This is a genomic window from Sorangium sp. So ce406 (genome assembly GCF_051474675.1).
Taxonomy (GTDB): domain Bacteria; phylum Myxococcota_A; class Polyangia; order Polyangiales; family Polyangiaceae; genus Sorangium; species Sorangium cellulosum_G.
In genome coordinates, this window is record NZ_CP150340.1 from 3,035,541 (window position 1) to 3,062,423 (window position 26,883).

Below are 26,883 nucleotides of genomic sequence, written 5' to 3' on the forward strand. Positions count from 1 at the left end.
TCTCGCTCTTGTGCCGACTCGCGGCTAGCGCTGCGATACACTTCCTCGCGCTGCGCTCCGGCTTGATTTGCCTGCGCGCCGAGCCCTAGATTGCGTGGGGTGACCGCGGACGACGACGTGCCCTCCAGCCTTTCGCGTCTCGGCGCGCCGATCGGGCCGATGATCCGCGTCCACGGCGGGTTCGCCAACCGGATGTACCGGCTCGACACCGACCAGGGGTCGTTCGCGGTGAAGGAGCTGAACCTCGTCGACCGCCGCTGGACGTACCACGTCGAGGACGTGTTCAGGTTCGAGCGGGCGGCCTTCGCTGCCGGAATCCCGATGCCGGAGCCGATCTCGGCCAGCCACCACACGCTCGTCCACCGGTGGGTCGAGGGAGAGAAGGTGCCCGAAGCACCGGTGTCGGCGGCGTACGCGTTCGAGATCGGTGAGATCCTCGCGCGCATCCACGCGCTCGACGTCGAGTGGACCCACGTGTCGCTCGAGGACCCGACGTCACGGGACTGGCCCGAGCTCGCCGAGCGGGCGGCGGCGACCGGACAGCCGTGGGCCGACGAACTCGCCTCCCACGTCGAGACGTTCCTCGCGATTGCCCTCTTCGTCGACACCTGCGAACGGCCAGGCCCCGTCGTGCTGACCCACAAGGACATCCAACCGTGGAACCTGCTCGCTCGAGACGGTCGGCCGGTGGTGCTCGACTGGGAGCTTTCGGGGATGCTCGACCTGGCCAGTGAGCTCGGCTCGACCGCGCTGAACCTCGCGAAGGGGCCTGGCTTCGACGACATCGAGCCCACCATCTTCCGCTCGGTCCTCGACGGCTACGTCGCAGGGGGCGGAGCGCTGCCGCCGTCGGGTCCAAGCTGGTTCGTGTTCATGATCGGCGGCTGGCTGGGGTTCACGAGGTGGAACATCCTCCGCTGCCTCGCCGGTGTCGAGACGAGCACCGGCCCCGACCTCGCGCTGTCGCACGAGTCCGTGCGCAACGGCGTGCGTGGCCTCCCGGACATGTTCGGCCGGCTCCCGGAGCTCGAGGCGCTGCTCGTGTGACAGTGACCCGCTGCAAGCCCTCCCGGGCGCAACGCTGATGCGCCTCCGCCGTCTCGGCACGAGAGCCGCGCCACACGTCGTCGCCCCGCAATAGCTCCGCGGGCTCTCTCCTCGTCGCCTACCCCAGCGCGGCCTTGAACAGCGCGAGCATCTCACTCCACGCCTTGTTCGCCGCCACCGCGTCGTACACGTGCGAGTCCGGGGGGCACCACCCGTGCTTCGTCCCCTCGAACACCTCCACGCTCGCGGTCAGCGACGCCTGCGCGAACGCCTCCTTCAGCTTGTCCTTCGCCTCCGGCTGCTTCGCGTCGTCGTTCGCCGCGATCGCGATCAGGAAGCGCGCCTTCATCTTCGGGATCAAGAGGTGCGGGCTGTCGGGCTCGTCCGTGACGAGCCCCCCGCCGTGGAAGCTCGCGACCGCGCCCACGCGCTCCGGGTTCGCCGCCGCCGTCCGCATCACCAGCGGCCCGCCCATGCAGTAGCCCGTCGTCCCGATCTTGCGCGCCTTGTCCACCGACGGCTGCCGGTCGAGCCACGCCGTGAACGCCTTCGCGTCCGTCGCCGCGGTGTCCGCCGAGAGCGAGCGCATCAGCGCCATCAGCGCCTCGCGCGTCGCCTTGTCCTCGAAATCCGGGTGCGGCGGCGCGGTCGGCGCCTTCTGCTTGCGGTAGAAGGGGTTCACCACCAGCACGGCGTAGCCCGACTCGGCGAGCCGCTTCCCCATCTGGCGGAAGGCGGGGCGGAGGCCGAAGATGTCCGGCCACACGAGCACCGCGGGAGACGCGCCGGCCGCAGGGTGGACGAAGTACGCATCGCAGGTGCCGTCCGGCGTCGTGATGCTGACCTCGGACTCGGTCGTCGTCGCGCCGGCGCTGGCGGCGGTGCCCGTCGATGCGGCCGCGCTCCCCGGCGCCGCGGGCGTGGGCGACGTCGCCGGCTCCGCGGGCGCGCACCCGAGGGGGAGGAGCGTCGCGAGGCCCGCGCCGAGCGTGAGCGAGCCGAAGGTGCGCCTCGCCAGGCGTTCCTGGCGAAGGCGGTACGCGACCATGTCGTCGAAGGAATCGTTGTCGCACATGCGCGCGAGTCAACACGCTCTCCGCCGGCGCAACAAGTCCGAAGGGCTCGACATCGAGGGCCCCCGTTGCGCTTCCTACACTCCCGGTCGACCGCTACGGCGACGCGGCCGGCCCGCGTCTCCTGGCGGTGCGCGCCGCGCTCGAACCGCCCGCGCGTCATGCTGGGGTGTCGGTCGAGGGTGGGGTGAGCCGTGCAAACTTGAGCGCGTCGGTTTGTAGCGACCGCGTCGTGACATCAGGCGGCGCCGCCGGCGGGAGGCAGGCGCAGCTCGCCCCAAGGGGCGGAGCGACGAGCGTCGTCCGACATGGGCGCGAGGCTACGCGCATCGCGAAGCCAGCGCGAGAGCGTCGTCTGATGCACCCCCGTCTCCGCGGACAGCGCCACCGCCGTCGGTCCTCCTGGGGCGAGGAGCCGTTGGACGATTTTTCTTTTGAAGGATTCTGAGTACTCTCTCACCTCAAAGCCTGTCTCCGCTCCCCGAAACCGGTGACCTGATCCTGAGTAAGCGGATCAGAGGGGGCGACAACTTCTCTGACGCGGGGGGCCCGCGGGTGGTACGTCGCCGCGCGCTCGTGGAGGTGCCGAATCGTCAGCGAAATCGTCATAGAGCTGCCACATTCCCGTGGGTTCGGTCGGCGGTGCGGCGAAAGCACGGACCGTCGTCATCAGAGCGGTCGCCGCGAGCGCGAGGATGACCAGCGTTTGCGCAGCAACGGATGCGTGCGTCGAGCCGTGTCGGACGAGCTTGTTCGACGCCGTTGCTCGCAATCGCGAGACGCCGACCTCGCGCGAAACCTGGGGCACGTAGCCCAGCTCGCGCTTCGCGAGCGCGTTCGAGAGCTCGAGGCGCTTGCCGATCAGCCGAACGGTCTCGAGGCTGAGAGGCGGTTGCTTGCCGGGTCTGAACAGCGCGAAGACGAGGCTCATCATCCGCGCCAGCAGGGCTCCGAACCAGTACGGGACGGCCCGCGCTTTGGCCGGCTGGCCCGTCGCCTCGATCACGTCCGTGAAGAACTGACGCATGCTCGTCACGTCGTCGTCGGTCACGAAGTAGGCCTTTCCGCCCAGGCCATGGTCCACGGCGCGGGCGACGGCGCTTGCGAGGTTGTCGACGTGGCAAACGCTGTAGGCATACTCGCCGCCACCGATCCACATGAAGCGTCCTTCGTGGAACGCGTGGGCAATGTGCCCGATCGACGGTGCGCCCTCGCCCCAGATGAACGGAGGGCGGACGGCGATGGTCGACATTTCGCTGCCGTTCGCCTCCAGCACGATTCTTTCCGCGAGGCCCTTGGTCGCGCTGTACGGCATCGACCGGTGATGCACGACGGGGAGCGTCTCGTCGCCGTGGGTAGGGCGGCCCGGCTCGATGACGATGGACGCCGCGCTGACGTAGATGAACCGCCGAGCCTTGGCCTGGCGCGCGCAGGTCAGTACCCTTCGCGTGCCTTCCACGTTCGTCCGTTCGTGGTCGCGATAGCGTACGCCGCTGGTCAGCGATGCGGCGGCGTGCACGACGACGGTCGAACCGCGCATCCCCGCCGCGAGCGACCGCTCGTCGTCGAGATCGCCCCGGACCGGCTCGGCGCCGAGGGATGAAACGGTTCGGGCGCTCTCCTCGCTGCGCGCGAGCGCACGCACGCGGTGCCCCGCGGAGACCATTGCCCGAATGATGGCGGCGCCTACGAAGCCGCTACCTCCAGTGACGAAAATGAGTTCGGCCATTTCTGCACTCTTCCTGCCGGTGTCGGCCGGCGAGAGTTACTATATCAAAGCTATACGCGGTGTCTATAGCGTCGCTATACTATTTGCTGAGGGCGCCACGGGAGCGCCGCGAAGAGGCTGTCGAGTGGACGTCTCCCACGCGGACGGAATGGAGGGCACGCCCGTCGTGCGGCGCCCTTGCCCGACCATGCGATAAGACCGGACATCCGATCCACGATCGCCTGCTCGGACGCGACGGCGCTATGTCGGAGCTGAAAGCCGATGGGGCGCTAGGGTAGCTGTGCTACCCTCCATCGATGGCCGATGTGAAGAATACGCTGCTGGACGTCGCGTACCGCGTGCTCGAAGAGGAGGGAGCGTCCGCGCTCACGACACGGCGGGTCTGCGAGGAAGCGGGCGTCACGATGCCGACCCTCTACCATCACTTCGGCAACCGTGACGGGCTCCTGTCGGCGGTCCATGCCGTCGCGCTCGAGAAGTTCATGGCGAAGAAGCGTGCGCTCGCGCAGACGTCCGATGCCGTCGCGGACCTCCGCGCGAGCTGCGAGCAGGTGCTCGAATTTGCCGTTGCGCATCCAGCAGTTACGGCGGCCGTCATGGCGCGTGCGGTCGAGCTCCCTTCGATGTTCTCGCAGGCGTACGCGCTGATGCGGCACCGCATCGAGCGCTGCGCGAAAAGCGATGCGCTGCGTGTGCCGGTCGACCAGGCTGCGGAGCACGTCTGGGCCGTCATCCAAGGGCTCGCGCTCTCGATCGTCGCGAGCCCGACGGGCACGTCGCCAAGTCGGCAGACAACCCGGGCGGCGCTCGACGCGCTCTTCCGCGGGCTCTTTGGAAAGGCCTAGCTCGCGCGGCTCCGGTGCGAGCGCTGCGAAGAGAGTCGGGTGGTGGCCTTCAGCTGTAAAGGACGCGGTTTCTTCCCGTCGTGTCTGGGCCGACGCATGTGTGCCACGGCGGCGAACCTGATCGAGGACGTCCTGCCCTTCCGCGCTGCCGGACGAGGTGGGCGAGCTCTGCGCGGCCCTCGAGCGGTCGGGCGCGGATCTCCTGATCATCGCCTCGGACAGGGTGGAGTATCCGCCGGGAGAGCCCGAGGCGCAGCGCCTCCAACCCCACACGGCGACGAGGGTGGGCGCCGGGAGCACGAGGGCCTCTCCGGCCGTGGGCGATGAGGCGCGGGCCGTCGGGCCCGGAGCGCAGGACAACACGACCGGCATGGTCACCCGCGTGGCGGAGGGCCGCGCCGGCGGCGCAATGGCGGAGGGTGCCCCGTTGGGCCACACCGGAGTCGCCCTCACTCAGCGGCGAAACAGGCGGAAGCTGTCAAAATTGCTACTGTTTTCGGCGACCGCTCGTCATCGATCGGTGTTGCTGGCGGGACTCTCCCGCGGGGGAGGAACCGTCGCGATCCGGTGCTTCCACGGAGATACTGGGAGGGCCTGACGACGGATCGCACCCCCTCGGAAGGCGTGGGCCCAACCCGGGCCCAAGCGTCAAGCCCCGGGCCTGGGGAGCTCGCCGTGACCGAGCCGTCGCCTCGGGCTGCGGTGATCATCTCGCTCGCCAGCGCCCTGAGCTGCGCCGTCTTGAGCATTACCCGACGGCCTGCGCGCCGACGCCCGGCTAACCTTCCCGGACCTGGTCCTCCCGCGGGTTGCCGGGATCGGGGTACGGGAGCGATATTGACGTCGACCCCGACGGTGGCTGAGGCGGCGGCCGCGCTCCGAGACCTCGTCGTGGCGGCGCTGGGGGAGAGCTGAGCGCGGGAGCGGGCCGCCCGTTCGGCCGAGTCAAGGTGTCAATCGATCGCCATCAGCGCGTGCAGGCGGTGTTCGGGACTCTCGATGGCAGGTGGGCCCGTTACCTCGATCTTCGCCCAGTACACCGTGCCGGTGAAGCGGTTGTTTCCTTCGAAGTCGTCGCACAAGGCGCCGCCAGTCTTGTTGCCAACCATCAGGAACGCGTCCACATTGAAGATAACTGGATCGGTCTTTTCGATCACACCCCGGGCGAGTATCCGCCCGGTGCTGGTCCCGTAGTCTCGGAAGAGCGCCACCGTGCCGCCCGCAGCGAGGGGCCTCTGGGGGTGCCTTGTTCGCCGGCGGTCATGTCCCCTGACGATAGCCCAGCGCAGGACATCCGGGTCCTCTGCCGGCGTTGAGGCCGGGCCGGATGAATGCGGCGCTCCTGTCGTGCAACGAAGCGGGCATGACCGAACACATCGATTCTGGTGGTCTTAGCCCAGGGGGTCGTCCGTGGGTCGCTTCCGCCCTGACCATCGCGGCCCTTGCTGGTCTCACCGCGTGCGAGCCCGTCCTCCACGGCGGCGGAGCGGGCTCAGGCGGCAGCGGCGGCTCTCCGGGAGCAAGCAGCAGCGGTGTCACGGATGGCGCGGGAGGCTCTGGCGGCGACGGCGGCGCACCTGGCTCTGGCGGCGACGGCGGCGCACCTGGCTCTGGCGGCGACGGCGGCGCGCCCGGCCCTGGCGGCGACGGCGGCGCACCTGGCCCTGGCGGCGGGCCCGGTACCGGCGGCGCGCCCGACACTGGCGGCGGCAGCAGCTCGACCGGCGGTGGCGGCTCGCCGGGCACGTGCGTGCCGGGCTCGGTCGTCGCCTGCTACACCGGCCCTGCCGGGACGAACGGTGTCGGGCGCTGCGCTTCCGGGACGCAGACCTGCCGCCCCGACGGCTTCGGCTACAGCCCATGCACAGGCGAGGTGACGCCCGCTCGAGAGCTCTGCGCCACGCCGGAGGACGAAAATTGCGACGGCGAGCCCCACTGCGCTCAGCCGCCGCCCTGGGCGCGGGGCCTCGGCGGACCTGGCGCGGACGTGGGCTGGTCCATCGCGAGCGACGCCTACGGCAACTACTACGTCGCGGGCTCCTTCACACGAACCGTCGATTTCGGTACCGGCCCTCTGACCAGCGCCGGAGGGTCGGACATCTTCTTGGTCAAGCTCGACGCCGCGGGCTCGGTGCTCTGGAGCCAGCGCTTCGGGAGTAAGGCCGACGAGGACGGAGCCGTCCTGACGGTCGACGAGAACGGCAACGTCCTCCTCGCCGGCAGGTACTATCTCGCGTCGCCGGGCCTCGATCTGCACGGGTGTCTTCTCCCCTCCGATGGCTCCGCCTTCTTCGTTGCCCAGTTCGATCCCGACGGCAACCACATCTGGAGCCGTGGTCCCTATGCTGGCTTGGAGTTGTACTCCGTCCAGCAGATCGCCGTTGATGATCACGGCGACGTGTACGTCGTGTACCGCCAATGGGGGGACGGCTATCTCGTGAAGATCGACGCAGCGAGCAAGGAAATCCTGTGGACAAGGAGGCTACCAGGGATTTACGTCATCGGCGCGGAGATCGCGCTCGACAGCGCCGGTAACGCCGTCGCGGCGGTCTGGAACATCGGCTCGTCCCCCGAGGCGGACCCCCCGAACCCCAGCACAGACGTTGCGACGAGCTTCATCATCGCCAAGTACGCTCCGACAGGCGATCTGCTCTGGTCGCGAGATTTCCAATCCACCTTGGGTCCTGTGTTGGGCGGCAGCGTGACGGCGATCGCGGTGGCGACCAACGCGGAGGACGAGATCCTCGTGACGGGCAAGACGGACGGATCCATCGACTTCGGCGGCGGGATCCTCCCCGCCGGCTACGCCCTCGTCAAGCTGGATGCCGCAGGCGAGCTCATGTTCAGCCGGTCCGTCCGCTTCGGCAGCGAGATCGAGGTCTATCCCACCGGCGACATCATCGTTGCGGGGCGCGGCCTCGCGATGCTCGACGCGAGCGGGACGGAGCTCTGGTCGGTCAACTACGATGCCAATACGGCGGATCTCACCTTGTCCCCGAACGGCGCTGTCGGCATCGTCGGCAGCGCGCTCGGCCCCGTGGACTTCGGAACCGGCCCGCTCACCTATCGAGGAGGGAATACCGACGCCTTCGTCGCCACGTTCAACCCGCCAGGGAGCGACGACGACGGCGAGGGCGGCGACGGCGCAGGGTCGACCGGCACGGGCGGCGGCGACCCGCCTGCGACGTGCACGCCGGGCTCCGTCGTCGCGTGTTACACCGGCCCCGCCGGGACCCGGGGCGTCGGGCCCTGCGCTCCTGGCACGCAGACATGTCTTCCCAACGGTGGTGCGTACGGTCCCTGCGTCGGCGAGGTGACGCCCGTCGCGGAGGTCTGCGCGACGCCGGAGGACGAAAATTGCGACGGCGAGCCCCACTGTCCTCTGCAGCCGCCGTGGGCGCGAGGATACGGCGATACCGGCGCCGACGTGGGCTGGTCGATCGCGAGCGACGCCGCCGGCAACTACTATGTCACCGGCTCCTTCGAAGGTACCGTCGACTTCGGCGCCGGCCCGCTGACCAGCGCCGGCCTCACGGACGTGTTTCTCCTCAAGCTCGATCCCTCCGGCGCTTTGCTCTGGAGCAAGCGCTTCGGCGACGCTGACGCCGAGGCGGGCGGCGCCGTCGCCGTCGATGGGAGCGGCAACGTCTTGCTGGCCGGCATCGACAGCAACACTTACGGAAGCTCGGGCATGAACTTTGGCACCTGCGAGCCCCTGCCCCTACCCGGTGACGATACAGTCTTCGTCGCCAAGCTCGACCCCGAGGGGAACCTCATCTGGAGCCGGCGATCCGTGTTGGAACAGCAGATCTCCGAGCGCTTCGAACAACTCGCCATCGACGCGCTCGGCGACGTCTACGTGGCGCTCTTCCGGGGCTATGAGTACTGGGATCAATCCGGCCCCGTTGTCGCGAAGCTGGACAGTGCAGGAAGCCTGCTCTGGAGCGAGCAGCTCATGACGGGGCCGCCGCATCATGTCGACGACCAGCATCAGCGCGACAACACCCTCCTCGCGGTCGACAGCGCCGGCTTCGTGTTCGCGGCGAGCGCGTCCATCAGCGAGTTTATCCCCGATGACCCGTACTACCCTCGCGCTCACCGGTTCACCGTCCAGAAGCTCACCCCGACCGGCGACGTGGTCTGGAGCCGCCAGCTCGGTCCCTCGGACCCCGCCGACACGGACATCGGAACGTCCGCCCTCGCACTGGCGGTCGACGCCGACGACGAGCTCCTCCTGACGGCCTACACCGACGGGACCGTCGACTTCGGCGGCGGCGTGCTCCCCGAAGGGCCCGTCCTCATCAAGCTGGACGCCGCGGGCGAGCACGTCTTCAGCCAGCCCATCCCCTTCGGCGACGCGCTCGCCCTCGACCCCTCGGGCGGCATCGTCATCGCCGGCGACGGCCTCTCCAGGCTCGACCCCAGCGGCACGGCCCTCTGGACGAGCAGCTTCGACGCCACCGCGAACGACATCGCCGTCTCCCCGAACGGCACGATCGCCCTCACCGGCGCTGTCGAGCGGGCCACCGACTTCGGGAGCGGGCCCATACCGTACGCGGCCGGCACCGACGTCTTCGTCGCCACGATGGCCCACTGAACGCCCCGGCGGCGGCGCCGTGTCCTCGGCGGCGAAGCAGGCGAAAACTACGAATTGCTACTGCTTCCGGCGACCGCTCTCTCCGCCCGGGAATTCCTGGCGGGATTTCTGACACGCGTCTCGTGGACCGTGCCCGCCGCGTCGCGTGCCGCGTGGTTGCGCGCCAGCTTCCCGCGGCCGCCGCCGAACCGGTCGTAGCGCAGGCTCTCCGCCTCCGCGCCGGAGAGCGACCTACCCAGGCCGCCGCCGACCACCTCGGCGCTGCGGGCGCGGCCCCACCCCCGCACCTCGGCGAGCGCCCCGCGCAGACCGCGGCGCGAGCAGGGGCGTCCCCGGCCCGTGCGTCGGCGGTGCGTTTCCACAAACGGACCGGGAAAGCTCCACGCAATTCTAGGTATGAGCAGATCCCGCGACGACATCTGGAATTCCATTCACGCTGCCGCGACGGAGGTTCTCCCCGGGTTTGTGCGACTCCTGGGTGTCGCCGAGGCCGACGTCGATGACCTGCTGCAGGAGATCCTGCTCGCGGCGTACAAGAGCCTCGACCGCTTCCACCCCGACTGGACCCCGGCGCATCGCGAGGCTCCCTCCGCCGCCGACCCGCCAGGCCCGCAGGGCCAGCGCCGGCGGCGCAGCCCTGAAGCCCGATGGGTGGTCGGGATCGCACTGCACAAGGTCAGCCATCACCTGCACCGCGCCCACCGCCGCCGCGAGGTGCCGGCCGGCTTGCACCTGGTGTCGCAGCGCCAGGCGGTCGACCCCGCGCCGAGCGGCGAGGAGCGCCTCGCGAGGCGAGAGCGGCTGGAGCTCGCGACCGGGGTGCTCGACACGCTCGATCCCGAACGGCGGGTCCTCCTCGTCATGTACGAGGCCTACGAGGTGCCGCTCGTCGACATCGCCCGCGAGCTCGGCCTCAAATACAACACCGCCAGCAACCGGCTTCGCCTCGCCCGCGAGGACTACCGCGCCGCCGTCAAGCGGCTGCGCCCGGAGCAGCGCCAGGCGCTGCGCGCCTTCTGGCTCCCGCTTCCTCTGGCGTCGGGCTTCCTGGCGCAGGACCACGACGCGGAGGCACCGACATCGCCAGCGCAGGCGCCGCCGTCCGCCGCGCCGTCCGCCGCGCTGCCCGCGGCGCGACCGCCGGCATCGACACCCCCTGCGCCAGCACCGCCGCTGGCTGCGCCATCGAACCTGCGACGCAGCTCGGTCCGGATCGCCCGCGCGCTCGGGTGGGCCGCGGCGGGCGCGGCCGTGACGGCGGCCGCGCTGCTCGCCCTGACGCCGCCGCCGCCGCTCTGGGCTCACCGCTCCGGGGCGGCGCTGCGCGAGCTGCCTGCGCGCGGCGCCTCCCTCGCAGCGACCGCGCCGCAGCGCGCACCGGAGCCGCGGACCGGCGCTCCGGCGGCAGGGGCGCTCGACCGGCCCTGCCGTGCCGCTCCGCGGGCGTCGCCGCCGGCCGGCGAGCGGGAGGACGCGTTCGTGGAGGAACGCCGGCTGCTGGACGCAGCGCAGGAGCGCCTCTCCGCCGGCGACCCCGCCGGGACGCTCCGGCAGCTCGCCGCGCACGAGGAGCGGTTCCCCCTCGGCCGGCTGACATCCGTACGGGAGCGGCTCCGCGCGCTCGTCCGGACACGTCTCGCCGCCCCACCGGAGCAGGGCGTGCCAGAAAGGGTGCCGTCGCGATGAGCAGGCCCAGGGCTCGACGGGAGCTCGGCCGGCGGCCTCTCCGCGGCGCCGCCTGGGCGCTCCGGGGCGCTCGACGCCCGGGGCGCGCCGCCGTCGCGGCCACCATGGGCCTGCTCTGCGCCGCGGTGGCACACGCCGCGGAGGCGCACGCCGCGCCGGAGCCGCCTGCGGTGCGGATCGAGGTCCAGCGAGGGCCCGGCGCCGAACGCTGCCCCGACGAGACGTTCCTGGGCTCGGAGGTGGCCCGCAGGCTCGGGGCCGACCCGTTCGAGGACGACGCGCCGCGGGCGCTCACGATCCACATCGCGCGGGAGGGACCCGAGCTCACGGCCTCGCTGGCGCTGCGCGACCGCGAAGGGAAAACTCAATGGGCCGACGGGTTCAGCACCCGGAGCGGCTGCGAGGAGCTGCTGTCCGGCGTGGCCCTCGCCATCGTGGCGCAGCTCCTCGGCGCGCCGGAGCAGGCGGATTCGTCGACCGAGCCCTCGGCGCCGCCCGGGCCTTCGGCGCCGTCCGGGGCCGCGCCGCCGTCCGGGTCCTCGGCGCCGCCCCCGCAGGCGCGGCGCGCTGCGCCGGAGCCGCCCCGGCCGACCGGGCCGGCGGCCGGGGCGCCGCCGCGACCAGAGCCACCGCCGGCCGGGCCGGAGCGGCTGCGCCTGGAAGCCGGGCTCGGAGCGAGCCTGGGCCTCGGGATCACGCCGGGCGTGGCGACCGGAATGACGCTGTCCTTCGGCGTTCGCCGCTCCGACTGGTCGATCGCTGTCGAAGGGCGAGGGGTCGTTTCCCTGGCGCAGGAGGTGGAAGGCATCCTCATGGGCACCACGGGCTTCACGGCGGCCACGTTGGCTTGCTATCGCGGCGGCCCGCTGTTCGGATGCGGGCTCGCCACCCTCGGCGCCGTCCGGTTCTCCGCTCGGGACCCGTGGACCATGGCTGCGCGCAGCGATTCCGTGTTCGGTCTCGGGGGGCGCCTCGGTACCGAGTGGCCCCTCTCGCGCAGGTGGTCCGTGCAGGGCTACGCCGAGGCGACCTGGATGGTGAACGAGGCGGCGTTCACGCGCGTAACGCACGACAGCGCGACGCCGGCGCCGCTCCGCTGGACGTCATCGCCGCTCGGCGCTGCCTTCGGATTGGGCGTCACGACCAGCTACTGAAGGAACCTGAGAGCAATGAGTCTGTAACGAGCATCTGGAGAGAATCTTTGAAGGGGCTTGGGAATGGCAAGTGCAACTGACCGTTTGAAGGAAACTGCCGATTGTGCGGATGCGGGGACACCCTATAGGCTGCTCGGCATGCGCATCCCCTTTTCGCTGCCCGTTTGCCTTCTGCTCGTCCTCGGCTGCGGCGACACTCCGGCCGTCTACGGTCCCTGCCAGCCCAGCGAATATGGTTTGCCGGGCTGCCCCTATCCCGAAGCGGGCACGGGGGACGGGGGCGACGGAGGGGCAGGGGGGACCGGCGGCAGCGGCGGTGCCGGCGGCAGCGGCGGTGCCGGCGGCGGCGAAGAGCAGGCCTGCGCCGGCGACTGCGTCCCGCCGGCGCCGCTCGGCTGGTTCGGCCCGGTGCTGCTCTGGTTCGGCCCGCCGGACCAGGCGCCGGACTGCCCCGCCGCCGCGCCGAACGTCGGCTACGAGGGGTTCGCCGACCTGGCGCCGGAGCCGCTCGCCTGTGCGGCCTGCCTGTGCGACCCGCCCGATGCGGCAGCGGCCTCGTGCCGCCTCCCGCTCGGCTGGTCCGCTCACACGGCGACGACGTGTGCCGGCGAGGCCTCCGGCGCTGTCGTGACCTCCTTCGCGGCGCCCGAGGCCTGGGACGGCGCCTGCACCGCCGAGAACGCCATCCCCGCCGGCCAGGGCTGCGGCGGGCAGCCGTGCGTGCAGGCCATCTCAATCGAGGCGCCGGTCGTGGCGGTGACCGGCGCCTGCGCGCCCAGGGTGGACGAGCCGCCGCCGCCGGCCCGCCGCGACCCGTGGCAGACCCGGGCGCTCGGCTGCATCCCCGGCGCCTACACCGAGTGTCCGGGCGACCGGAGCACCTGCATGCCCTCGCCGGAGCAGCCCGGCGTTCCGGCGCCTGGCGGCTTCCTGACGTGCATCTTCCACGAGGGCGACGTCACGTGCGAGGAGCCGTACCTGGACCGGCACGTCTTCCACGGCGGCGCCGACGACACCCGCGGCTGCTCGGCGTGCGGCTGCGGGGAGCCCGAGGGCGCGTCGTGCACGATCATGGCCGCGGTCTACAGCGACGGCGCGTGCGCGGGCCAGGTCGGATCCATCCTCGTCAGCTCCATGGCGCCGTTCTGCGGGGTCACGCCGCCCGGCGTCGCCCTCGGCAGCAAGTCGGCCGAGGTCGTCGCCGTCGACGCCGGCGGCTGCGCCCCGAGCGGCGGCGGGCCGGTCGGCGAGATGCTACCGGCCGATCCGTCGACGTTCTGCTGCCAGGCATAGGCCTGCACGACCATCACAATCTCCCGAAGAGCCTCGAGAGTCATAGTCAGGAGATCGGTCGCGCCGGCATGCAGCAGCGCGTGAGTCAAGATATCGAGAAGGCCAATCAGGATGTCGTCCGGCGCGCGACCGAGCGAAGCACGCGCCGGCTCCGGCAGCGTTCGACACGGCGAGGCGGCGCCTGCGTCGAGTTTCTGAAGGAACGTCACCGCGCCCGGGCGCACAGGCCCGGTGGTGAAGGCGTTCAACGAATCCTCGAGCATGGCGCCGACCTGCGGCTACGGTGTCGGGATGTCGTCTCCGCGTGCGCTGCTGCCACGTTCGACCCCGGCCGCCTCGGGGGTGTCGTCCCGTTCGATCGCCGCGATGCTGGACCGCCTCGAGAATCGTTCCGTCGAGTGCCACTCCGTCATGGTCGTGCACCGCGGGCACGTCGTCGCCGAAGGGTGGTGGGCGCCGTACTCGGCCGAGCGCCCGCACCTTCTCTACTCGCTGACCAAGTCGTTCACGTCGATCGCCGTGGGGCTCGCGATCGCCGACGGGCTGCTCGCCCTGGGCGACCGGGTGGTGGACGTCCTGCCCGACCACGCCCCCTCCGATGTCTCCGAGCAGGGGCGCCGCATCACCGTTCACCACCTGCTGTCGATGACGGCCGGGCACGACACGGACAGCCTCACCGCGGCCTGGGGCCTGGAGCCCCGCGACCTCGTGAAGGGCTTCTTGCGCGTGCCGTTCGACGCGCCCGAGGGAACGCGGCACACCTACGACAACTCCACCACCTACGTCCTGGCCCGGATGGTGGAGAGGGTCACCGGCGTCGGGCTCCCGGAGCTGCTCGACGAGCGCCTCTTCAAGCCGATGGGAATCGAGGACGCCGAGTGGGACCGCGTCGCGAGCGGTGCCGCCTTCGGGTTCCACGGTCTGCACCTGCGGACCGAAGCCATCGCCGCCTTCGGCGAGCTGCTGCTGCGCGACGGTCTCTGGAACGGGCAGCAGCTCGTCCCACCCGAGTGGGTGGAGCTCGCGACCAGCCGGCAGATCGACGGCCGGCACCAGGCGGAGGGGGACGACGGCCCCGACTTTCTCTGCGGCTACGGCTACCAGTTCTGGATGTCGCGCCACGGCTATCACGGTAAGGGCGCATTCGGTCAGCACTGCGTGGTCGTCCCATCGCACGACCTGGTAGTCGCCGTGACCGGCGCCCAAAAGGAGGTCCAGCACGCTCAAGACGTGCTCGACGCCATAGGGGAGTGCCTGCTCCCCGGCGTCGGCCATCCGGACGGCTCGCATGACGACGAGCTCCTCGCCGACCGGCTCGGAGGGCTATCCCTCCCGCAGGTACGGGGTTCGGCCGGCCCGCAGCGCTCCGTCACGGCGAGGCTCGACGCCTCCGCCGAGAACTCGGCCCTGCCCGACGGAATCACGGTGGTCGTCGATCCGACCGACGCCGGGTGGCTCCTGCGACTCGGGTCGCTCCTCGACCTCGAGGTGGGCCACGGTGCCTGGCGGGAGAGCTCGCCGCTCGGCCGGCCCGTCGTCGCGTCTGGCGCCTGGCAGGGCAGGACGTTCGTCGCCGAGCTCCACGTCATCACCAGCCCGCACCGGGTCCGGGTGGCGGTCGACGCCGACGCGGGGACCGCGACGGCCACCTGGGTCACGCTGCCCCTGACCACCTCCGACCTGGAGCTGCACCTGCGCTCGCCGCTGATGACACGGCCCGACGTCGCCTAGGACGGAGCCGGCTCGCGGCAACCAGGCGCAAACACGCAACGATCGCCTCGCGGCAATCCGGTCCTTCTTCCGGCACGTTGAAGACGCGCTCTCTCCCCCGTGCGTAGCACGGCGGGCTGGCCGTCGAGCTCCGGGAGAGGCAGAACACCCCTCGCAGGAGATCCCTGGCCGCCAAGGGGTGCGCCGAGCGTCCAGACTCCAGGGCGGCGCTCGGAGTGTCCTGACGACCTCACGCGCCCGCACACCCAGGAATCGCACGAGCTCGGCGTGGTCCAAACTCCCCCGGTGCCAGGTCACACCCTCTGGCATATAAAATTAGCTGGTCGCAATGCGTCGCCTTGATGGGCGAGCGAGCAAGGTTTGCGATGATCGTCGAGAGAGGCTACCTGCTCCGCGAGAAGATCGAGGAAACCGCCGATTTCACCCTGTACCGCGCATGCCGCGAAGGTGACAGTGTCCCGGTCTTGCTGAAAATCCTGCGCGCGGAAGGAACGACCGGCGCCGAGGTCGCGCGCTTCAAGCACCAGTACGAGCGCGTCGCGCGCCTCGCCTCGCCCCGCCTCGTCGCGCTGCGCGGCGTCGAGGCGCTCGCCGGCTCCTTGATCGTCGTCCTCGAGGACTTCCCGGGCCGCGATCTCGCGCGGATCCTCGCCGCGCGCCCCTCACGCAGGATGCCGGTCGGCGAGGCGCTCGATCTCGCGGCCGCGCTCGCAGAAGGTCTCGCCGCGGTGCACGCGGCCGGGCTCGTCCACCGCGATCTGCGCCCGCAGAACGTGCTCGTCGGCGCGCGCGGCGCGGTCAAGATCAAGGGCTTCGGCGTCGACGCCGAGATCACCCGCGCGCACGAACGGCTCTACGCGCCGGCGGTCATCGCCGAGGTGCTGCCCTACGTCTCCCCCGAGCAGACAGGCCGCATGAACCGCGGCGTCGACTACCGGACCGACCTCTACGCGCTCGGCGTCATCCTGTACCAGATGCTCACGGGTCAGCGCCCCTTCGAGTCCCTCGACCCGATGGAGCTTATTCACGCGCACCTCGCCCTCGCGCCCGCGCCGCCGTCCCGCGTCGATCCGACCATCCCCGAGGCCGTCTCCGGCGTCGTGCTCAAGCTGCTCGCGAAGAACGCCGAGGAGCGTTACCAGAGCGCCGAGGGCCTGCTCGCCGACCTCGAGCGTTGCCGCGAGGCCCTGCGCGGCACGGGGACGATCGAGCCCTTCGTCGCGGGCCAGCGCGATCGTCAGGACCTCTTCCGGATCCACCAGAAGCTCTATGGCCGCGAGCATGACATCGAGGCGCTCACCGCCGCGTTCGAGCGCGCGCTCGAGGGCAGCCGTGAGATCGTCCTCGTCTCCGGCTACTCGGGGATCGGGAAGTCCTCGCTCGTGCACGAGATATTGAAGCCGCTCGCGCGGCAGAAGGGCTATTTCACGAGCGGCAAATACGACCAGTACAACCGCGGCGCGCCCTACAGCGCGGTGATCCAGGCGTTCGACGGCCTCGTGCGGCAGATCCTCACCGAGAGCGATGCGCGCATCCTCCGCTTTCGGAGCGCGCTCCTCGAGGCGCTCGGGCCGAACGCGCAGGTCGTCTGCGACGTCATCCCGTCGCTCTCCCACGTGATCGGCCCGCAGCCGCCCGTCCCGGCGCTCGGCCCGATCGAGGCGCAGAACCGCCTGAACCGGTGCTTCTTGCTGTTCGTCTCGGTGTGCGCCCGGCGCTCGCACCCGCTCGTCCTGTTCCTCGACGATCTTCAGTGGATCGACCCCGCGAGCCTCGTGCTGCTCCGCGCGCTGCTCGCCGACGACTCGCTCGATGCGCTCTTCTTCTGCGGCGCTTACCGTGACAACGAGGTATCGCCCGGGCACCCGTTCGTCCTGGCGATCGAGGAGCTCAAGCAGGCCGGGCTCGTCGTGCGCGATATCGTCCTCGCCCCGCTCGCGCGCCCGCACCTGATCGAGATGCTCTCGGATAGCCTCAAGCGCAGCGACTGTGGGCCGCTCGCCGATGCGGTGCAGAAGAAGACCGGCGGCAGCCCGTTCTTCGTCAAGGAGTTCGTCCGGTCGTTGCACGACCACGGCGTCCTCGCGTACGCAGCCGGATCAGGCTGGCGCTGGGATCTCGCCGCGATCGACGCGCTCCGGTACACGGACAACGTCGCAGACCTCATGGTGCGCACCATCGCGCGCCTGCCGCCGGCGACGGTGAAGGCGCTCAACCTCGCCGCGGCGATCGGCAACCGGTTCGACCTCGACGTGCTCGCCGCGGTGAACGAGTGCTCGCCGGAAGACGCGTACGCCCGCCTCGATCTCGCCGTGAGCGAGGGGCTCGTGCTCGCCGGGCGCGGCGGCTACTGCTTCGCCCATGACAAGGTCCAGGAGGGCGCCTACGCGATGATCCCGGAGGTGGACCGACCCGCCTTCCACCTCCGGATCGGCCGTCTGCTCGCGGGCAAGCTGGACCTCTCGGAGAGCCAGAGCCTCTTCGACGTCGTCGGCCACCTGAACAGCGCGGGCGACCTCGTGTCGGACCCCGCGGAGCGCCTGCACCTCGCCCGCATGAGCCTCGAGGCCGCATGCCGCGCCGAGGACTCGGCCGCCTTCGGCGCCGCGCTGCGCTACCTGCAGGTCGGCCTCCTGCGCCTTCCGGAGGACGCCTGGGCGTCACAGTACCCGCTCCGCCTCGAGTACGCGAAGAGGACCGCCCTGATGCTCTCGCTCTGCGGCCGGCACGACGACGCCCTCGCGATGCTCTCCGATGGCCTGGAGCGGGCCGCGAGCCGGCTCGACCGCACCGAGGTGCTGCGGCTCAAGATGAACGTGCAGGTGCTCAAGAACGACCTGCCAGCGGCGCTCGCGGAGGGGCTCGAGGCCCTGCGCCCGTTCGGGATCGACCTGCCTCCCTTCCCGGACGACGTCATGCTCGACGCCCAGGTGCGGGCGACGATGGAGGTCGTCCGGGAAAGGACGATCGAGGCGCTGCCAGGCCTGCCGCCGCTCGCGGACCCGGAGATCCTCGCCATGCAGGACGTGCTCCAGGAGCTCTTTCTCCCCTGCTACTTCCTGGCCACGAACAACCTCGGCATCACGGTCGCGCAGATCCTCGAGAACACGCTGCGCCACGGGCTCTCGAAGAACTCGATCTTCGGCTGCATGAACTTCGGGATGCTGCTCTGCGCCCGCGGCGACATCGCGTTCGGCTACCGCTTCGGCCGCGCCGCCGTCGACCTCGCGGACCGCTACACGGACAAGAAGTGCGAGGCGATGCTCCGCAATATGTGGGGCGCCTTCGTGCAGCACTGGCGAGAGGGCTACGCCACCTGCAAGGCGTCGCTGGTCGCCGGGATGCACGCCGGGCTCGAAACGGGCCAGTACATCTGGTCCTTCTACAACACGGTCAACGGCATCACGAACAGCCTCCTGCGCGGCCTCCCCCTCTCCGACATCCTCGCCGAGGCGCAGAGCTACCAGCCGATGCGCAAGCTCGACGAGTTCAATGCCATCACCTGGATGGTCGGCGCGGTCGGACAGATCGCCCACCAGCTCTCGGTCGAGACCGAGCGCCCCGCCGCGCTCAAGGGGGCGTGGGTCGATATCGACGAGGTGATCGAGGAGTCCCGCCGCATCGACAACCAGGCCTCGTTCTTCTTCGCCCACTTCTACATCGTCGTCCTCTGCGTCTTCCAGGGGGCGTTCGAGGAAGCGGCGCGCGCCGCGCTCTCGCCGAACATCGAGATCCCGGCCGTGGCGGCCTGGCATGGCAACCCTGCGTTCCATTGCTACGCAGGCATCGCGTTCACGCAGGCGGCGGACGTCGTCTCCCCGGAGGAGCGCGCGCTCTTCCTCGCCCGCGCCGAGGTCTTCGCCGAAAAGCTCTCGCGCTGGGCGGACCTCTGCCCGGAGAACCTGGCGCACCGCCGCGCCCTCCTCCTCGCCGAGCTCGAGCGCGCCCGCGGCGACGCGCGCGCCGCCGGGGACCGCTACGACGAGGCGATCGCGCTCGCGCAGCGCGGCGGCTATCTCCACGATGAGGCGCTCGGCAACGAGCTCGCGGGCCGCTGCTTCCGCGCGCTCGGCAAGGAGACCATCGCCGGCGCCTACCTGACCAAGGCGCACAGGGCGTACGGCCGCTGGGGCGCGGCGGAGGCGATGCGGCGCCTCGAGCACGCGTACCCCGACCTCGTCCCGGGCGAGACCCTCCGCGGCGAGCGGAGCCCGCAGGCCGGCGCCGCGCTCGACGTCGGCTCGGTGCTCAAAGCCTCCCAGGCCATCTCGGGCGAGATCGTCCTCGACCGCCTGCTCGACGCGCTCATGCGCATCATGGTCGAGAACGCCGGCGCGCGGCGCGGCGTCCTCCTGCTCTTGCGTGACGGACGGCTCGTCGTCGAGGCCGAGCACCACATCCGGGATGGGTCGGTCCACGTGCTCGGCGCGGCGCCCCTCGAGGGCCGCGAGGACCTGCCGGCCAGCGTCGTCACGTACGTGGCGCGGACGCGCGAGACCGTCCTGCTCGGCGATCTCGTGATCGACGGGCCGTTCGGGCGCGATCCCTGCTTCGCCGGCGGTGCGCCGCGCTCCTCGCTCGCCGCGCCCATCGTCTACAAGGGCCGCCTCGCCGGCGTGATCTATCTCGAGAACGACCTCACCCGCTCTGCCTTCACCCCCGATCGCGTCGAGGTGATCCGGCTCCTTTCGGCCCAGGCGGCCAGCTCCATCGAGAATGCGCGCCTCTACGCGGATCTGCAGCAGGAGAACGCGGAGCGACGGCGCGCCGAGGAGGTGCTCCGCCATTCCTACTCGCTCCTCGAGGCCACGCTCGAATCGACGGCGGACGGCATCCTCGCCGTCGACGACGAGCAGCGCGTCGTACGTCAGAATCACAGGTTCGCGGCGATGTGGCGCATCCCGGACGAGATCCTCTCCACCGGCTCGGACGCCACGTTCCGTACGTTCGTCTCCGACCAGGTCCTCGATCCCGAGGCGTTCCTGCAAAGGATCCGCGCTCTCTACGCCTCGCCCGAGGAGTCCAGCTTCGAGACCATCCCGTTCGCAGACGGGCGCGTCTTCGAGCGTTATTCGCAGCCCCAGCGCCTCGGCGGGCGCGTGGTGGGGCGGGTCTGGAGCTTCCGCGACATCACCGCGCGTGTGCGCGCCGAGCAGCAGCGCGATCAGCTCCTCCTGGACGAGCGGCGGGCGCGCACGGCAGCGGAGGAGGCCGTGCACCTGCGGGATGAGTTCCTTTCTATCGCCTCGCACGAGCTCCGCACCCCGCTCACCAGCCTGCAGCTCGCCATTCAATCGCTGGGGCAAAGGCTCGCGCGGGGGATGGACGTCGAGCGCGTGCGAGCCGCGGTCGCCCTCTCTGGCCGCCAGGTCAAGCGCCTCACCGACCTCATCGATATGCTCCTCGACGTCTCCCGGATCCAGGCGGGGAGGCTCGAGCTGTACACGGCGCCCGTCGATCTGCGCGCGCTCGTGGACGAGGTCGTCGCCCTCCTCGGCCATCAGATCGCGCAGTCAGGCAGCGCGGTCGCCGTGCGCGCGGAGCAGCCGGTCATCGGCCGGTGGGACTCGCACCGCCTGGAGGAGGTCGTGACCAACCTCCTCACCAACGCGATCAAGTTCGGGGAACGCCGGCCGATCGACATCGCCATCACCCGGGAAGATCGGGTCGCGCGGCTCTCGGTGACGGACCGTGGGATCGGGATCCCGGCCGAAGTGCAGGCGCAGCTCTTCGAACGATTTCGCCGCGGCGTCTCGTCGAAGCATTTCGGGGGGCTCGGGCTCGGCCTCTACATCGCCCGCACCATCGTCGAGGCGCACGGCGGCCGGATCCGCGTGTCGAGCGAGGTCGGCCGGGGCTCGACCTTCTGGGTCGAGCTGCCGCTCTCGACCGAGCGCGCGGGGGATCTGTCGTCGTAGCGGTTGCCTCGAGCGGCTTCGCGCGTGATAGGCCGCGGTGTCGATAGCCGCGGACAGCGAGCGTCTGATCCCGCACGCCGTCACGGTCTGGTCGCCGCCGATGTCGGCCGAGGTCACTCCGATGCGAGACGGCACATCGATGCCTCGACAGCGCTGCATGCGACTGCACCATGCCCCTGCTTCCTGGCGCGGCTCGCTGCTGGCCACAGCCGGAGCGCGCCCATGCATGGCAAAAATCTCAGATCATGTCACGGTTTCAATCATGGCAGCAACGTGAAGAACGTGTTTCCAGCCAGCGTGCGGAATCTCGCGAATCTGGGACCTGGACTTCCAGTCCCTGCGGCTCTCCACCCGAACAGGCCTGTTGAGCTTGGGTCCCGGATGGCGACCCGCAACCGAGCCACATCAATGGAATTTTGTATGAAATTTTGAAAATCCGCCTGCATTCGATCGTTGTCGTTGTTCGCGATGTTGACCATCTGCTGCAGCCGACGACGAATCCCCTGATCGTAGTTCGGGTAATCGGAAAACCCATCAAACTGATCGGGGGCGCGAATGATGTCGATCAAGTTCCTCGCCCCGCGTGCGCCGAATCGAGAAGGATCGTTCGCCAAGCGGTTCTCCAGGACCCGTTGCATCCACCCCATACTATCCAATGTGTCTGCCGCCACGTAGTCTGCGTGGGAAGGGCCGCGGGCCTCCGACATCAACAGTCTGGCGACAGCTCCAGCTTCAGTAGCAGGATCCGGCAACTCTATCGCCGCGTCGACCACAACCCTCAGTGTCGCCTGGATTCCGGACCGTGTCGACGCAGTCACCGTTACAGCGCCACTGCCTGACGTTGTAGCAAGCGCGTTGAGGTGAAACGAAAAATTGCCAACGGCGCGTATGCGAGGTGTCCCATCCACGCTGACCACATCAGGATCACTGCTCGTTATTGTGGGTAAACCATCCGCGCGTGGAACATCGGCGAGCTGGATGCTGGCCGAAGAGTTCCCTTCGGTGCTCGATATGTGAATGGTCACATCCGTAACATCTGTTCCATGTCGCCGAAAACGCATAGTTCACCTTCATGTAGCGCGGCGCCCAGACCGACGCTTTGCTCCTGCATCACTCTCCAGACGAGATCGCAACCCAGATGGAGCCACCCGGCGCACGGGCGAGCTCATGGAGTTTGAAGAGCTGCGCCCCTCCTCGACCGCCGGATTGCCCCCTGGCAGCATCTCCCTGCAGCGCTGCGATCGCGCCTCTCCGGGGAGCTCTTGATCCTGCTCTTGTCGGGAACGATGGGCGCCATCCGGTCGGTCTCGCAACGCGCCCACCCTACGCGGATCCAGCAGAGACGCCAGCGCGAGGTCGTCGAACGCCGACTCGCCCGACCCGCCGCCCCGGTCACGCCGAGCGTCCGCCGACGCCCGGTGACGAGCGCCCGGCGCACGGAGCTCGGGGGTGGTCGAGCTGGCGGATCGGCGTTGACATCCGCGACGTGAACGTTCACAATGAGACCTCATCCTTACGCTTTCCCCCGAAGCGGGCCGTCATGAGCACCGGGACCTCCGTCATCGGGATCGGGATCGATCTCTTCACCGGCTCCCATTGTTCGGTCGTCGTGGACACATGCGACGGCGCATTCGCAGGCGCCGCGCACAGGCCTCCACGACAGGACCGCTGTGCATTTCTCGCGTGGCCGCTCAGCGTCGAGCCGACAGGCCTCCACGACAGGGTCGCTGTGCATTTCTCGCGTGGCCGCTCAGCGTCGAGCCGACAGGCCTCCACGACAGGGCCGCTGTGCATTTCTCGCGTGGCCGCTCGGCTTCGAGCAGATCGAGTCGCTTCACGCCGGGAGGGGGCTTGTGCAGCCCTGCAGCCACCATCGTCACTCCACATCTGGTAATATCGCACCTTCTTGATGATCAGGCTCGGTTGCGATGCACAATCGGCTTGACGCAACTGTCAGTCACGAACAATAGATAGGCCAAGAAAGGCGATCGCCATGAACAAAATCACCCGGCTCGGCGTGTGCTCCGCTCTTGGACTCCTACTGACCAACTGCGTCATGGATGGCGCAGAAACGGACATGGACGAGACCGATCTGACCGCCGATCAAAGCGCTCTCACGATAAGCTCGAATCGAACCGGAACGGACGGCCAGTGGTACACGTTCTGGAAAGATGGCGGGTCGGTCAGCATGAACTTGAACGGCGGCGGCAACTACGCTGTCAATTGGGCAAACGGCAACTATAATTTCGTTGGCGGCAAGGGCTGGAACACTGGGTCATCGAGCAGGAGCATTGGCTACAATGCCGGCGTCTGGTCGACGGGCAGCAGCAATGCATATCTGACTCTCTATGGGTGGACGACAAACCCACTCGTGGAATACTACGTCGTTGACAGCTGGGGCAGCTGGAGACCGCCGGGCGGAACGCCGGCGGGCTCAGTCACCACGGACGGGGGCACCTACGACCTGTACAGGATGCAGCGAGTCAACGCGCCCTCGATCATAGGCAACGCGACGTTCTATCAGTACTGGAGTGTCCGAACGTCGAAGAGGCCCACCGGGACCAACAGCACCATCACGTTTTCCAATCACGTGAATGCTTGGAAGTCAAAGGGGTGGAACCTTGGTACTCACAATTACCAGGTGATGGCAACAGAGGTGTTCAACCCCTCGAGCAGCGGCAGCTCCAACTTGACGGTGTGGCAGAATTAACGTCCGGGGCCGTCGACGACGGCGCCCTCGCCGTCCGGATACCCGAGCACGCGAAGAAGGAGCTCGAGCCTGCTCCTCCAGGGGGCTCTAGGCCCCAGGCATCTTGATGCCGCGCTCGTCCATCACGGCTTTGTTGCGCGCCTCGCTCTTCGCGTACGCCGGGCGGGCTCTGACCCGCTCGGCATATCCGGTGAAGCTCGGGCGCGGCTCGAGCATCTTGAAGTCGAGCATGTACGCGATGGTGCCGCCGAAGATGACGTCGGCCATCGAGAACTCCTTGCCGAGGACGAAGTCACGGCCCGCGATGGCCGATTCCATCGTCGCGATCATGTCGTCGTAGTTGCCCCAACCGGCGGAGCCGGCGCGGAACTCCCAGTTGCTGGCCTTGGCCATCGAGCCGGGCTCGATGACCGAGGGGGCGAAGAGCGACCAGCGAAAATACGTGCCGCGCGCCGCGTCGTCGAGCTTCGGCGCGAGGCGGCCCGGGGCATAACGATCCGCGAGATAGAGGCCGATCGCCGCGGATTCGGTGACGACGGTGGCGCCGTCGACGAGCACGGGCAGCTTGCCCATCGGATTGAGCTTCGTGACGTCCTCCTTCTTCTGGTCGCCGGCCATGATGTCGACGAACTTGAGCTCGTACTTGACGCCGACTTCCTCGAGCATCCACACAGTGTTGGCGGCGCGCGAAAACGGGTGGTGGTAAAGAACGATGGCCATGGTGGTGTCTCTTTCTCCGTTCGTTTCCGCCGGTCGGTCGGCGGCGCGGCGGAGGCTACCAGAGGCCGGCCCGGTTGGGCGCGGCGCCAGGTGCGGCAGATCTGAATTTGTCTGCCCGCCGCGTTCATGGCTCCCGCCTCGGCAGCAAGTCGGCCGAGGTCGTGGCCGTCGACCCCGGCGGCTGCGCCCCGAGCGGCGGCGAGCCGGTCGGCGAGATACTGCCGGCCGGGCCGTCGACGTGCTGCTGCCAGGCGTGGGTCTGCACGGCCATCCCCCACGCGCTCGCCGCCTGGTACGCGCACCTGCTGCGGCTGTCCCGCCGCCGCCCCGTCTGGCTGGGCGGCCGCGCCGGCTCCGGCACCGCGCCCAGCGCCGCGCCCCCTGTGCTCGATTCTTCCTCGAAGCGGTCAGTCGCCGATCGTGTTCGCGCCGTTCAGGAGCGGTACGCCGAAGTTCGGCGTTCCGTCTGCGTTCCATTCGAGCCGCTGGACGCGCGTGTGACGGTTCGGGTCGTAGAGCGGGTCTCCCGTGATCTTCTTGTAGTTGCGCGCGTGGTACACGAGCACGTCGATCGATCCATCCGACGAGGTCGTGAACGAGTTGTGGCCCGGGCCGTACAGCCCGTTCGCGCTGACGAACACTGGATTCTCGTTCTTCGTCCACGATCTTGCGCTCAGCAGGTCGTCCGTCGCGCTCGCCGTGAGCAGGCCGAGGCAGTAGCGGTCGTCCGTCGCGCTCGCCGAGTAGCTGATGAAGACCCGCCCGTTCCGCTCGAGCACGGCAGCACCTTCGTTGACCGCGAACCCCGCCGTCTCCCAGGCGTGCTCGGGTCTGGCGATCCGCACGTTGGGGCTGGCCAGCGTCCACGGGTTCACCATGGCCGCGATGAACAAGCTGCTGTTGTCGCCCCCGACGCCGGGGTCCTCCTGCGCCCACACGAGATAGCGCTTCCCGTCGCGCTCGAACGTCGTCGCGTCGAGCGCGAAGGTGTCCGAGTCCGTCACGATCTGCCCTCGCTCGATCCACGTGCCATCCATCGGGTTGGCCGATGAGCTCTCGAGCGCATACATGCGAATGGCCCAGACGTCGGTCGAGCTTCCGGCGGCGAAGTAGATGTACCACTTGCCGTCGATGAAATGTAGCTCGGGCGCCCAGATGTGCGCCGCCATCGGGCCGGTCGCGTGCTTCGTCCAGACGACCTTCGGGGTCGCGCTGGCCAGGCCTCGTATCGTGGCCGCGCGCCTGATCTCGATGCGATCGTATGTCGGCACGCTCGCCGTGAAGTAGTAGTAACCGTCCGTATGCCGCTTGATGTGGGGATCAGCGCGCTGCGAGATCAGATAGCCGAGCGGCTCGAGCGCGAACGACGCCTCCGAGCTCTCGCCCGCCGTGCCGTCGAGCACGTGCGCGTGGATCTGGTAGTTCAGGTGCCGGAGATGACGCGTCGCGTCCGCGTACCACTGCAGCGAGACCATCGCCGGATCCCCGTTCAGCGCGGGCACGATCCGGAACGTGGCGTCCCTCCGGAACGTGGTGGTATCCGTGAGCTCGTCGATCCAGAGAAGGTGACTCCTCTCTTCGGGGGGCGTCTGCCAGAGCCCGCCGGCCCGGTTGGACGTCTCACTCTGCGGCGGGTACCGGGTCGGATTCAAGCTGTCGACGTGCAGGTAGTGACCGCCGAACCCCACGGCTTCGAACGACACCAGCGCCGGATCATCCGGGTTCGCGAGGCCGGGCACCACTCTCCACTGGAAGTCGGCAGGAAGCTGGTTGTTCGCCCTGTCGTCGAGATCGGTGATCATCCCATGATAATAGGAGTGCGCGACGTAGAGCGGGGCGTCCTCCATGTGCGTCGTGCGAATCTGGTAACCCCCTCCGACGTCGTCGTCGAGATTGGAGAGCTCGAGATCAGCGGGGGCGGCGAGGGCCGCGTACTCGGGGTCCTCGCTGGCCGGTGAGCCGAAGACGACACGTACGGGCTGAGCTCCGTCGGCCTGCCAGTCATCGACGCTGCTCAAGGTCACGGTCTGCGCCGTGCTCCAGCTCGCCTCGGTGAACGTCAGGTCCGCATGGCTCAGCGTCGCCTCGGTCGTGTCGCTGACGCTGAGGGCGATCGTCACGGGCGCGCTCGGCTGCGATGCGAGGCGCACGGTGAATGTCACGGGCGCGCCGCGCTCGGCGAGGGGCCCCGACGGGTCGCTGACGACGATCGCTGGCGTCCCTGGACCGTCGTCGTCCGTGTTCGTGATGTCAGCGGACTCCGCGACGAGGCCGTCCCACGCCGGGTCTGCAGAGACCGAGGGCCCGAGGCGGACGCGGAAGATCTGATCCCCGTCGCGCTCCGCATCGTCCACGCCCGTGACCGTGATCTCTCGAGGGA

The 26,883-nt window shown here is 69.5% G+C and carries 18 protein-coding genes and 1 pseudogene; 10 read left to right on the forward strand and 9 right to left on the reverse strand.

Annotated elements, in window-relative coordinates:
* Window positions 1–99: 99 nt before the first annotated feature.
* Window positions 100–1,047 carry a phosphotransferase family protein gene (locus WME96_RS11450; RefSeq protein ID WP_437290185.1) on the forward strand — a complete coding sequence of 316 codons (948 nt, stop codon included), beginning with the start codon at window positions 100–102 and terminating at the stop codon, window positions 1,045–1,047.
* 118 nt (window positions 1,048–1,165) lie between these two features.
* Here the strand turns inward: WME96_RS11450 and WME96_RS11455 are convergent, their stop codons facing one another.
* The 3 genes from WME96_RS11455 to WME96_RS11465 all read right to left on the reverse strand — a co-directional run bounded on the left by WME96_RS11455 (window position 1,166) and on the right by WME96_RS11465 (window position 3,849).
* Window positions 1,166–2,122, reverse strand: coding sequence for a dienelactone hydrolase family protein (locus WME96_RS11455; protein ID WP_437290186.1), 957 nt, complete (start codon window positions 2,120–2,122; stop codon window positions 1,166–1,168).
* Window positions 2,123–2,358: 236 nt separating this feature from the next.
* Complete coding sequence (locus tag WME96_RS11460; protein WP_437290187.1) at window positions 2,359–2,580, reverse strand: transposase; 222 nt, start codon at window positions 2,578–2,580, stop codon at window positions 2,359–2,361.
* A 54-nt stretch (window positions 2,581–2,634) separates the two neighbouring features.
* Window positions 2,635–3,849, reverse strand: coding sequence for an NAD-dependent epimerase/dehydratase family protein (locus WME96_RS11465; RefSeq protein ID WP_437290188.1), 1,215 nt, complete (start codon window positions 3,847–3,849; stop codon window positions 2,635–2,637).
* 296 nt (window positions 3,850–4,145) lie between these two features.
* Here WME96_RS11465 and WME96_RS11470 point away from each other — a divergent pair, with 296 nt between their 5' ends.
* On the forward strand, window positions 4,146–4,694 hold the full coding sequence (locus WME96_RS11470) for a TetR/AcrR family transcriptional regulator (RefSeq protein WP_437290189.1): 549 nt from the start codon (window positions 4,146–4,148) through the stop codon (window positions 4,692–4,694).
* Window positions 4,695–4,712: 18 nt separating this feature from the next.
* Window positions 4,713–5,021, forward strand: a pseudogene (locus tag WME96_RS11475) (hypothetical protein); the annotation flags it as partial.
* Window positions 5,022–5,647: 626 nt separating this feature from the next.
* Here WME96_RS11475 and WME96_RS11480 read toward each other — a convergent pair.
* The gene (locus tag WME96_RS11480; protein ID WP_437290190.1) at window positions 5,648–5,851 is read right to left on the reverse strand and encodes a hypothetical protein; all 204 of its coding nucleotides are present in this window, start codon (window positions 5,849–5,851) and stop codon (window positions 5,648–5,650) included.
* A 206-nt stretch (window positions 5,852–6,057) separates the two neighbouring features.
* On the opposite strand from WME96_RS11480, the gene WME96_RS11485 reads away from it, so the two are divergent.
* Entirely contained in the window at window positions 6,058–9,291 is a 3,234-nt protein-coding gene (locus WME96_RS11485) for a hypothetical protein (protein ID WP_437290191.1), read from the forward strand.
* Between the two features lie 47 nt (window positions 9,292–9,338).
* Here WME96_RS11485 and WME96_RS11490 read toward each other — a convergent pair whose 3' ends face one another.
* Complete coding sequence (locus WME96_RS11490; RefSeq protein ID WP_437290192.1) at window positions 9,339–9,722, reverse strand: hypothetical protein; 384 nt, start codon at window positions 9,720–9,722, stop codon at window positions 9,339–9,341.
* Between the two features lie 34 nt (window positions 9,723–9,756).
* Here WME96_RS11490 and WME96_RS11495 point away from each other — a divergent pair, with 34 nt between their 5' ends.
* From WME96_RS11495 to WME96_RS11515, 5 genes are all read left to right on the forward strand, one after another.
* Complete coding sequence (locus WME96_RS11495) at window positions 9,757–10,977, forward strand: RNA polymerase sigma factor (protein WP_437290193.1); 1,221 nt, start codon at window positions 9,757–9,759, stop codon at window positions 10,975–10,977.
* Entirely contained in the window at window positions 10,974–12,131 is a 1,158-nt protein-coding gene (locus tag WME96_RS11500) for a hypothetical protein (protein ID WP_437290194.1), read from the forward strand. The genes WME96_RS11495 and WME96_RS11500 overlap by 4 nt, the downstream gene beginning before the upstream one ends.
* A gap of 138 nt (window positions 12,132–12,269) precedes the next feature.
* The gene (locus WME96_RS11505) at window positions 12,270–13,424 is read left to right on the forward strand and encodes a hypothetical protein (protein ID WP_437290195.1); all 1,155 of its coding nucleotides are present in this window, start codon (window positions 12,270–12,272) and stop codon (window positions 13,422–13,424) included.
* Window positions 13,425–13,715: 291 nt separating this feature from the next.
* Entirely contained in the window at window positions 13,716–15,155 is a 1,440-nt protein-coding gene (locus WME96_RS11510; protein WP_437290196.1) for a serine hydrolase domain-containing protein, read from the forward strand.
* 365 nt (window positions 15,156–15,520) lie between these two features.
* Entirely contained in the window at window positions 15,521–21,073 is a 5,553-nt protein-coding gene (locus WME96_RS11515) for an AAA family ATPase (RefSeq protein ID WP_437290197.1), read from the forward strand.
* Window positions 21,074–21,333: 260 nt separating this feature from the next.
* Here the strand turns inward: WME96_RS11515 and WME96_RS11520 are convergent, their stop codons facing one another.
* The gene (locus WME96_RS11520) at window positions 21,334–22,098 is read right to left on the reverse strand and encodes a hypothetical protein (protein WP_437290198.1); all 765 of its coding nucleotides are present in this window, start codon (window positions 22,096–22,098) and stop codon (window positions 21,334–21,336) included.
* 1,031 nt (window positions 22,099–23,129) lie between these two features.
* Between WME96_RS11520 and WME96_RS11525 the strand changes: the two genes are divergently transcribed.
* Window positions 23,130–23,783, forward strand: a complete 654-nt coding sequence (locus WME96_RS11525) for a glycoside hydrolase family 11 protein (RefSeq protein WP_437292305.1) — start codon at window positions 23,130–23,132, stop codon at window positions 23,781–23,783.
* Window positions 23,784–23,870: 87 nt separating this feature from the next.
* On the opposite strand, the gene WME96_RS11530 is transcribed toward WME96_RS11525, so the two are convergent.
* The 3 genes from WME96_RS11530 to WME96_RS11540 all read right to left on the reverse strand — a co-directional run bounded on the left by WME96_RS11530 (window position 23,871) and on the right by WME96_RS11540 (window position 26,857).
* Window positions 23,871–24,503: a glutathione S-transferase family protein gene (locus WME96_RS11530; protein ID WP_437290199.1), complete on the reverse strand. Its 633-nt coding sequence runs from the start codon at window positions 24,501–24,503 to the stop codon at window positions 23,871–23,873.
* Window positions 24,504–24,627: 124 nt separating this feature from the next.
* Window positions 24,628–24,774, reverse strand: coding sequence for a hypothetical protein (locus WME96_RS11535; RefSeq protein ID WP_437290200.1), 147 nt, complete (start codon window positions 24,772–24,774; stop codon window positions 24,628–24,630).
* A gap of 136 nt (window positions 24,775–24,910) precedes the next feature.
* Entirely contained in the window at window positions 24,911–26,857 is a 1,947-nt protein-coding gene (locus WME96_RS11540) for a family 43 glycosylhydrolase (protein WP_437290201.1), read from the reverse strand.
* Window positions 26,858–26,883 lie beyond the last annotated feature (26 nt).